Consider the following 9,448-nt stretch of genomic DNA (forward strand, 5'->3'; position numbering starts at 1 on the left):
CAACGGTGGTAAACTGCACCTGGGGAACCTCCTTTCTTGGTTGGTTCCCCTCTTTTTATCCCAGCTTAGAGTCTCACATGTGTTTGTCCGGGTTCATTCCGCAGCGCCTACGGGGTGGCAGGCGACTGGGGGTTGATGCTGGCCAGCGCCTTTCTCTCGATGATTCCTATTATCGTCTTGTTTGTGGTTTTCCAGCGCTACTTCGTGGAGGGGGTTTCCACCAGTGCTTTGAAAGGGTGAGGGGCTTCCTGTATGAGGAATCTATGCTACCGCTAAAGGAAGACGATACTTACGCTGTTTTGTCCGACCAAGGCATGGTGGAAGGGGAGGAGAGCGGTTTCTACCGCCACGACACCCGCTACCTGAGCCGCTACTGCTGGCGCTTTCCGGGGTTTCGCTTGCTGCTTTCCCATTCCCCCCGCCCAGACCGGCTGGTGCAGCACTGGGGCTGGATGGTGGGCCCGGACCAGCGGGTGGGTTTGCGGCGGGAACTGCAGATGATACGGGGCGGCTTTCGTGAGCATCTCGAGCTGGAGAACACCTCGCTCGAGGCCCAGCGCCTGGAGATCGCCCTCGAGGCCAGCGCCGACTTTGCCGATCTCTTTGAGGTCAAGGGCTGGCACCAGGCCACCCGACGGGTGGAGGGCCTGACCTACACCGCTGAGGATGGCCTGCGGCTGGCGACCCACCTAAACCCTACCCCTCCGCCCACGGTGCAGGAGGGGCAGCGCTATGGCTGGTGCTTTGACCTGGCCCCCAAGCAGAGGGCCCGTCTGAGCCTCGAGGCTCGCTTCGAGAGCCCCTTTGAACCCCATACCCCGCCTCTGCCCAGCTACGAGGACTGGTTGAGCCGCTTCCCCCTGGCCCTGGCCAGCGGGCGTAGCCAGCGGGTGCTGCAGCAGGCCCTCACCGACCTACGGGCCCTTTTGCTTTCCCTACCCGAGGGGTGGTTCCCCGCCGCGGGTATCCCCTGGTACGTCTGCCCCTTTGGGCGCGATGCCCTGTTGACCGCCTACATGACCCAGCCCTGGGCTCCTGAGCTGACCCAAGGGGTGTTGCGCTACCTGGCCAAACACCAAGGCAAGGAGGTCAACCCTTTCCTTGACGAGACCCCCGGCAAAATCCTGCACGAGGTGCGCCAGGGGGAGCTTTCCCGCACGGGCAAGGTACCTTTTGCCCGCTACTATGGTACCGTAGACGCCACCCCACTCTTTGTCATCCTTCTGCACCGCTACTGGCAGGACACCGGCGACCTGGCCTTGGTACGCCAGCTTCAGCCGCACTGGGAGGCCGCCCTAGCCTGGATGACCACCTATGCAGACCCCGACCAGGACGGTTTTTTGGAGTATGCTCCTAATCCCCACAAAGGGCATTTGGTGCAATCCTGGAAGGACTCCTTTGACTCGCAAAGCCACCGGGATGGCTCGCTAGCGCAGGGGGCCATTGCGGTCTGCGAGGTGCAGGGGTATGCCTACCGGGCCTACCGGGAGGCAGCGGCCTTCTACCGAGCTTTGGGCCAGACGGCCCAGGCCGAGGCCTGGGAGGCCCGGGCCCAGGGCTTGCAAACCCTTTTCCATCGGCACTTCTGGTTACCTGAGCAAAAGACCTATGCGGCAGGTCTGGACGGGGCCAAGCAGCCCTTGGCCATTCTGACCTCCAACCCGGGCCACCTGCTCTGGAGTGGGATTGTGCTGGCCGAGGTGGCCCCGGTGCTGATAGAGACCCTGCTTTCCCCATCTCTCTACAGCGGTTGGGGGGTGCGTACCCTAGGTCAAAACGAGGTGCGCTACAACCCGCTTTCCTACCACAACGGCTCGGTCTGGCCACACGACACCGCCCTTTTGGTAGGGGGGTTGGTGCGCTACGGCTTCTACCTCGAGGCCTTGCGGGTGGCTGAGGATCTGTTCTCTTTAGCCATGACCCAGGCCGACGCTCGGTTGCCGGAGCTGGTGGGGGGGTACGACCGGCGCGAGGGGGAGCCCCCGGTGCCCTACCCCGCAGCCTGCCGGCCCCAGGCCTGGGATGCTGCGGCAGTGGTCTATCTGCTCCGCTTGGTGCAGGAGATCGACCGTGGGCAGCCGGTAAAGGGGCTACTGGAGTTGCAAAAGGTTGGGGCTTAGCCTGTTAGGGGTAAACTTGGGCTTGATGCGTTTGCTGGCCATCTTCGCCCATCCCGACGACGAATCCTTTTTCTGTGCCGGAACCCTTAGCAAATACGCTTCTATAGGCCACGAGGTCTACTTAATCTGCGCCACCCGGGGGGAGCAGGGGCGTATTCTCCACCCCGGGATAGACCCGGAGAGCTACCCCAAGGGCCCGGCCCGAGGCCGGCTGCGGCAGGGGGAGCTCGAGGCCGCTTGCGCCATTCTGGGCATCCACCCGCCCATCTTCCTGGGCTACCAGGACTCCGGCTACCCCCTCGAGGTGGCCCAGGCCAACCCTCAGGGCTTTATGCATACCGACCTGCGCGAGGTGGAAGAGGTTTTGCTGGAGCATATGGCCGGGATAGAGCCCCAGGTCGTCATCGGCTTTGACCCCCAAGGCTACTACGGGCACAGCGACCATATCCATCTGCACCGGGCCACCCTGGGGGCCTTTTGGCGGGCTGGCCAGCGGATGCCCAGACCACCCCAGCGGCTATTCTTCCCGGTGCGCTCCCCCGCTCGAGTGCGGCAGACCCGCTTCGACCCTGAGGTCTATGCCGTGGCGGAAAACTCCTTCGCCGTGCGCTTGGATGTGCGGCCCTATGCCGCCACCATCCGTGCGGCGTTGCTGGCCCACCGCTCGCAGGTTGGGCCGGAAGAAGCCTTTGACCAGGTTTTGCAGGCCTGGCCCGGCCTTCTAGAGGAGGAAAGCTTCGTCCTGGGGGGGCTGCGCGGAGCCTTTCCTTCCATGCCCACCGATGATCTGCTGGCAGGAATGGTCTAGGGCCTGGTTATGCGCGACTACCGCGAGGTTTTTCAGCGGCTTTCCTTCTTGCCCGACCTCTACTTGGTCGGCGGGGCGGTGCGGGATATCCTTTTGGGCGAGGCGCCAGAGGACCTGGACTTTGCCACCTCGGCCCCACCCCAAAAGACCTTGCACCTGGCGCAGGTGCACGGGATGACGGCCATCCCTACCGGCCTCGAGCACGGCACCGTTACGGTCTTGCTGGAGGGGTATGGCCCGGTGGAGATCACCACCTTCCGCCAGGACGTCGAGACCTTTGGTCGCAAGGCCCGGGTGCGTTGGGGCCAGAGCATCGAGGAGGATCTGGCTCGGCGCGACTTCACCATCGGGGCCATCGCTATGGACCCGATGGGCCGGGTCATTGACCCCTACAGCGGGCAGCAGGACCTCGAGGCGGGCCTGATTCGGGCGGTAGGGGAACCCGCCAAGCGCTTCCGGGAAGACTACCTGCGGGTGATCCGGGCGGGCCGGCTAGCCGCCCGCTACGGCTTTGCCATCGAGGAAGAAACCTTGAAAGCTGCACGGGAGGCTGCCCCAGAGGTGTTGCGCCATGTGGCTGTGGAGCGGGTGACTGCCGAGTTTGAAAAAGCCTTTGCTGCGCTGCGCCCCAGCTGGTTTTTACGCTACCTCTACGACTTGGAAATCCTCCAGCGGCTCATCCCGGAGTTCGAGGACACGCACCTGCTCTTGCAAAACCCCCGCTGGCACCCGGAGGGGGATGTGCTCACCCACGTGCTGGAGGTGGTAGAGCGCATCAGCCCGCCCTACCGTTGGCACGCGTTGCTTCACGACATCGGCAAAAAGGACACCGCACAGTGGCGGAAGGAAGGCTGGTACAGTTTCCCTGGACACGAGCGGGTGGGGGCTGCCCTAATTCCCCGCATTGCCCGCGATCTACGCCTGCCCAATGCGCTTCGCGACGAGCTGGTGGTCACCACCGCTTTGCATATGGTTCCGGTCTTCCAAAAGCCTACTCCGGCGGCCATACGGCGCTTTCAGGCCCAGGCTGGCCCGCATCTTAGAGCCCTCGAGGCCTTGTGCCAGGCCGATGGGGCCGGGCGCCGGGAGGTAGGGGTCTGGTTTGTCCCCCAGCCGGTGCCCATCCAGCCGGTATTGCGGGGGCGGCATCTGATCGAGCGGGGGCACAAGCCCGGCCCGGCCTTTGGCCGGATGCTGCAGGTGGCCTACGACCACCAGCTCAAGACCGGGGAGACCGACCTCGAGCACCTCTACCAGGTAGCCCGGCAGGCCTTAGAGGAAAAGAGCAAAGGATAGAGCGCCTTACCCTTTTACCGACCCCGCCAGAAGCCCGCGGATGAAGTAGCGGCCCAGGAAGATGTAGACCAGTAGGGTGGGCAGGGCGGCCAACAGTGCACCGGCCATCGGCAGGTTCCACTTCACCGCCTCGCCGCCGGCGAGCTGGGCCAGGGCTACTGTGATGGGCTGGTTGGCGGGGCTGCTCACCAAGGTTACGGCGAACAAAAACTCGTTCCAGATTTGCGTGAACTGCCAGATAATGACCACCACAAACCCCGGCACCGAGAGGGGAAACACAATGCGGCTATAGATGCCGAAGAACCCTGCGCCATCGATCCGCCCGGCCTCGATCATCTCGTCGGGGATTTCCGCGTAGTAGTTTCGGAAGATCAGGGTGGTGATGGGCAGGCCATACACCACGTGCACCAGAATCAGGCCCCACAGGCTTCCCCCCAGGCCAATTTCGCGTATGAACTGGAACAGCGGTATCAGCACCGCCTGGTAGGGGATGAACATGCCGAAAAGCATCAGGGGGAAGACGATGTTGGCTCCAGGAAAGCGCCACTTGGCCAGCACATAGCCGTTGAGTGAGCCCAGCATGGCCGAGAGGATAGTGGCGGTAACGGTCAGGAAAAAGCTGTTTTGTAACTTAGGCAAAAAAGCTGTCCAGGCTTGGCTGAAACTCTCCCAGTACCAGCGCTCCGGGGGCTGCCAGGTGGTGCTGAGGCTGATAGCCGCAGGTTCTTTGAAGGCGGTGATGATCACCAGGTATACCGGCAGCAGGAAAAACAGGGTAGCCAAAAACAGGATGGCGTACTGAAGGGCGCGCCCGATCATCGCCGCACCTCGCTTTTGAGCTGACTGTACAGGTAGGGCACAATCACTGCAGCCACCAGCAGCAACAAAATCGTGCCAATAGCCGCTCCTTTGGCGATCTGGTTGGCCCGGAAGGTGGTGATGTACATCAGAAGGGCGGGTACATCGGTGGGGGCATTGTCTGGGCCGGCCATGGCGAAGATCAGGTCGAAGATTTTCAGGCTGATGTGGCCCAGGATAATCATGGCCGAGAGGGTGATGGGGGCCAGCAAAGGGAAGATGACCCGCAGGTAAAGCTGCCATTCCGAGGCGCCATCTACCCGTGCGGCCTCGCGCAGCTCCTCGGGGATGCCGCGTAGCCCAGCCAGGTAGAGGGCCATGGTGTAGCCCGACATCTGCCAGACTGCGGCCAAGATGATGCCGATGAAAGCCAGATTGAAGCCGTGCATTTCGTCGAAGGGCAGGGGTTGCAGGGTGCGGCCCAGGGTCAAGGCCCACAGGAGCAGTAAGCCTGCCGAGCCAGTCGCAATCCAGCCCCGCCGCCGCTCGCCGCCGCGGAAGGCCGCTGCGGCGACAAAAGCCAGCACCACACCTACGACCAGCGCAGTGAAGAAGGGTAGGTCGTTCCAGCTAACCTGCCAGATTTGCTCGCGACTGGTAAGCCAACCGAATTCGCCCCGGGGTAACCCCACCAAGGTAGGAAGCTGGTTGACCCCACCCTGGGGTTGGAGCATCCAGCGCCAGATGGTACCGGTGACGATGAAGGAAAGCGACATGGGGAAAAGAAAGACCGTACGGAAAAACCCCTCGCCTTTAGGGCCACGGTCAAGCACGATGGCCAGGGTCAGCCCTAGCCCTAGGCAGCCCAGGATGAAGAAGAGCGTGAAATAGAAGGTATTGAACAAATCCTGGCGGAAACGGGCGTCTACAAAGCCGCCGAAGAGTTCGCGGTAGTTCTCAAACCCGGTGAAGCGAATCTGGGGGTTGGCCGATAGGGCCTGAGCGGGGTCGCGGCCCCAGTCGGTGAGGGAGGTGTAAAAAGTCTGGAAGATAAAACCATAGACAAAAATGCCCAGCAGCACCAGCGAGGGCAGAATCACTAAAAAGCCATAGAGGGTGTCTTTGTTTTTGAACCAGCGCATCCTTACCTCGTTTTTGGGATGCGGTCGCGCAACCGCTGAGAGAACATGACTGGGGCGGGCAAAGCCCGCCCCAGGACTTGGGTTACTGGCCTAGGCGAACCTGGTTGGCAATGGCCTGGGCTGCGTTGGCCGCAGCCTGGGCGTTACGGCTCGAGAGGTAGATTTCCATCACGGTGCCAAACTGGCTCATGAACGACTCGGGGGCCACTGCACCGTGTACCAGCGATCCAACGATACGGTTGGACCTCCAGTCGCGCATGGCCGACTGTAGGTAGGCGTTGTACTTGCTGGGGTCGGAGTCAGTGCGGGCGGCAATCGAGCCCTTGAGCGGGTTGAAGGCGTCCTGTCCTTCCTTGGAGCCCACCAGCCGCAGCCAGTTGAGCGCGTTGGTGCGATTCTTGACCCCTTTGGGCAGGCCGAAGGAGTCGGAAAGCATCATGAACACGCCTGCGGTACCGGGAGCCGGGGCCCAGCCGAAGCCCTCGCCAGGCTTGAGGCCCTTGGTGGTGGTCATGTAGCCAGCGGCCCAGTCGCCCATGATGTTGAAGGCCGCCTTACCCTCCAGTACCCGGTCTACCGCCTGCTGCCAAGAGAGGCCCGAGGCATCTTTGTTGGCGCAGTCCAGCACCCGGCCAAAGGTGTTCCAGACGGCAACCGCTTTGGGGTCGTTGAAGCGCAGTTGGCCAGTCCAGAGCTTGCTGTAGTCGTCGGCGCCCAGCACGCCCAGGGCGACCGACTCCCACAGGTGCTGTTGGGTCCAGTTTTCACCCAGGGCCAGCGGGGCCTCGAGGCCCTTGCTCTTCAGGGTCTGGCAGACCGTGAGGAACTCGGCCCAGGTCTTGGGCGGCTGCACGCCCCACTCCCGCAGTTTGGCCGGCACGTACCACATCACGTTGGAGCGGTGGATGTTGACCGGTACGCTGTAAATCTTCCCTTTGTAGGAGATCAGGTCGATCAGGCCTTTGGGGAAGCGGTTCATCCAGCCTTCTTGCTGGAACAGGGGGGTGAGGTCTTCCATGCGGTCGGCCACCACCCAGGTGCCGGTAAGTTCCTGGCCGGCGTGCACCTGGAAGCTGTCGGGGGGGTCGCCCCCCAGCATGCGGGTTTTGAGTACCGCCTTAGCGTTGACGCCGGCGCCACCAGTCACGGTGGCGTTGATGACCTCCACGTTGGGGTAGCGTTTCTTGTAGAGGTCGATCAGGGCTTGCAAGGCAGGGCCTTCATCGCCTGCCCACCAGGAGAAGATCTCCAGCCTTCCCGACTGGGCCAGGGCCAGCGAGCCTAAAGCCGCAGCGGCCAGTGTGAACAACCATTTACGCATATCGTTTCCTCCTCGACTTACTGCCGCCAATGGTTGGCCGGGTTCCCAGGGTGGAGATTGGCGGGCTCCAGTCCCTGGTTCCACCATTTGCTAGGAAGCGCTGCAGCACCAAGGCTGCCGCGCCCATAGCCGGAGCAAGGTGCCCGAACGCGCTAGGCCTAATAGGCAGCTCGGCGTGTTCGGGGATGAAGGCTTGTTCTTTGAGGGCGGCCCGCAGGGGGGCCTCGAGCCATGGCCAGGCCTCGGCCCCTGGCCCGCCCAGCACTACCACCGCTGGATCGTAGGCGACCGCTGCGTTGGCGATGAAGCAGCCCAGCCGATAGGCTAGCTCCTCGAGGGCCTCCAGAGCCGGTCGGTCGCCCCTGGAAGCGTGCTCGAGCAAACCCCGGAAGCCCTCGCTGCGCCCGCTTTGGCTCTGGTAATGGCCCACTATGGCCCGTAGCGAGAGCTGGTGTTCCACCACCGAGGGGGGGTGGTGCCGGGGCTGGCTACCCAGCAGCCAGTGGCCCAGCTCCCCGGCAGCACCATGGCGGCCCCGGTAGACCTGCTCTTCCACCACCAAGCCGGTGCCAAGACCGGTGGTGAGCATAATGAAGAGCAAGGGGCTATGGTTTTCGCCCCAGAAGGTTTCGCCCAGGGCAGCGGCGTTGGCGTTGTTTTCCAGCGCCACGGGTAGGTGCAAGAGGTTGCTCAGGGTCTCGGCAGGGCGCTCTTTGCGCCAGCCCAGGCCAGGAGCATAGAGGAGCTCTTGCTGTTTGACCACCCCTGGAATGGCCAGACCAATCCCTAGCAGCCGGGGGTAGTGTGGAAGCTGGTTTTGAACTTGCCGGGCCAGCTTGAACAACCGTTCCGAGAGGGAGGTGCTGGGGCTTTCCACCCACTCCCACACCGCTTGGATCTGGCGGTTGAGGTCAAGGACGATGACTTGGGTGTCGTCTACCCCCAGGTCAACCCCTAGGGCCAAGGCGTTTTCGCTGCGGAACTCGAGCCGGGTTCCTGGCCGCCCCAGGCCGGGGTTGTGCAACCTTCCCTCGCCCAATAGGCCCTCCTCCAGCATCTCCTGAACCAAGGCCGAGACGGTACTCTTGGTGAGCCCCACCTCCCGGGCCAGCTCGGCCCGGCTCAGCGGCCCCTGCCGCTGCAGGGCCTCTAGGATCAGGCGGCGGTTTTGCCGCTTGATGGCCTGCTGATCCAAGGGGGAGGAACGTACCACAGTTGACCTCTGCCGCGCTGCGGCCTATTAGTAAGTTCAACGAACGAACTAAAAATACGCTGAACCCGCTGGTTTTGTCAACAGGCCTCGGGGCTAACTGCCGATATAGCTGTAATGCTACGAGATAATTGTGAAATTGAAGTTTGCTACCCGAAACATGCGGAAGGGTGCGAGAAAAGACGATAAGCACGGGAAAATAAAAGGTTGTGAGGCGATAAAGACTGGGAAAAAACGAGAGCAAGCGTGCGACGAGATAAAGGTGAAATTCGACGACTTAAAGGTGAAATTGAGCAAATAATGAGAGTTTCTGGCAACCGAAAGAGCAGCCTCAACTAGCGTAAAAAGTAATGACAGAGGGTTTTTTGCCTCCGTTTTAGGTCAGGAGCTGGGTGTGCCTTACTTAGAGGCTGTCGTAAAAGCCCTCCACGGTCACGCGTAAGCGTACCTTGAGAGGCTACGCGGCCCTGGCCAGCCGCTTCACCAGTAAGCGTATCATGCTCAAATACATCCAGGCTTCCCCTACCTCAGGATGGTACTCGTAATCCTTCCCCAACCGTCGGTTCCGCCCCAGCCAGGCAAAGGTCCTTTCACCACCCACCGCTTGGGCAAAGGCTTGAACCCACTCTCCCGCGGAATCTCCGGCGTCTCCTCTCCTTCCCGCACCCAGACCCCTCGCACCCCCGCGTAGGGACGAGCCACCACCTCCATCTCCAACCCCAGGGAGGAAGCCAGTCCCGCAAGACCCCGGTA

At 62.3% G+C, this 9,448-nt stretch carries 7 protein-coding genes and 2 pseudogenes; 4 read left to right on the plus strand and 5 right to left on the minus strand.

The window, feature by feature from the left end:
- Positions 1-96 precede the first annotated feature (96 nt).
- The 4 genes and pseudogenes from G552_RS16395 to G552_RS0112525 all read left to right on the plus strand — a co-directional run.
- Positions 97-240: pseudogene (locus G552_RS16395) on the plus strand (carbohydrate ABC transporter permease); the annotation flags it as partial.
- A 23-nt stretch (positions 241-263) separates the two neighbouring features.
- Entirely contained in the window at positions 264-2,120 is a 1,857-nt protein-coding gene (locus G552_RS0112515; RefSeq protein WP_027883336.1) for an amylo-alpha-1,6-glucosidase, read from the plus strand.
- A 25-nt stretch (positions 2,121-2,145) separates the two neighbouring features.
- On the plus strand, positions 2,146-2,928 hold the full coding sequence (locus G552_RS0112520) for a PIG-L deacetylase family protein (protein WP_027883337.1): 783 nt from the start codon (positions 2,146-2,148) through the stop codon (positions 2,926-2,928).
- Positions 2,929-2,937: 9 nt separating this feature from the next.
- Positions 2,938-4,224 carry a CCA tRNA nucleotidyltransferase gene (locus G552_RS0112525; RefSeq protein ID WP_027883338.1) on the plus strand — a complete coding sequence of 429 codons (1,287 nt, stop codon included), beginning with the start codon at positions 2,938-2,940 and terminating at the stop codon, positions 4,222-4,224.
- 6 nt (positions 4,225-4,230) lie between these two features.
- On the opposite strand, the gene G552_RS0112530 is transcribed toward G552_RS0112525, so the two are convergent.
- From G552_RS0112530 to G552_RS17110, 5 genes and pseudogenes are all read right to left on the minus strand, one after another.
- The gene (locus tag G552_RS0112530; protein WP_027883339.1) at positions 4,231-5,040 is read right to left on the minus strand and encodes a carbohydrate ABC transporter permease; all 810 of its coding nucleotides are present in this window, start codon (positions 5,038-5,040) and stop codon (positions 4,231-4,233) included.
- On the minus strand, positions 5,040-6,164 hold the full coding sequence (locus G552_RS0112535) for a carbohydrate ABC transporter permease (protein ID WP_027883340.1): 1,125 nt from the start codon (positions 6,162-6,164) through the stop codon (positions 5,040-5,042). The genes G552_RS0112530 and G552_RS0112535 overlap by 1 nt, the downstream gene beginning before the upstream one ends.
- Positions 6,165-6,246: 82 nt before the next feature.
- A complete protein-coding gene (locus G552_RS0112540) occupies positions 6,247-7,485 on the minus strand; it encodes an ABC transporter substrate-binding protein (protein ID WP_027883341.1) in 1,239 nt (412 codons plus the stop codon).
- On the minus strand, positions 7,478-8,698 hold the full coding sequence (locus G552_RS0112545; protein WP_027883342.1) for an ROK family transcriptional regulator: 1,221 nt from the start codon (positions 8,696-8,698) through the stop codon (positions 7,478-7,480). The genes G552_RS0112540 and G552_RS0112545 overlap by 8 nt, the downstream gene beginning before the upstream one ends.
- A gap of 519 nt (positions 8,699-9,217) precedes the next feature.
- A pseudogene (locus tag G552_RS17110) lies at positions 9,218-9,448 on the minus strand (hypothetical protein); the annotation flags it as partial.

Source organism: Meiothermus rufus DSM 22234 (assembly GCF_000423425.1).
In the GTDB taxonomy this organism is placed as follows: Bacteria; Deinococcota; Deinococci; order Deinococcales; family Thermaceae; genus Meiothermus; species Meiothermus rufus.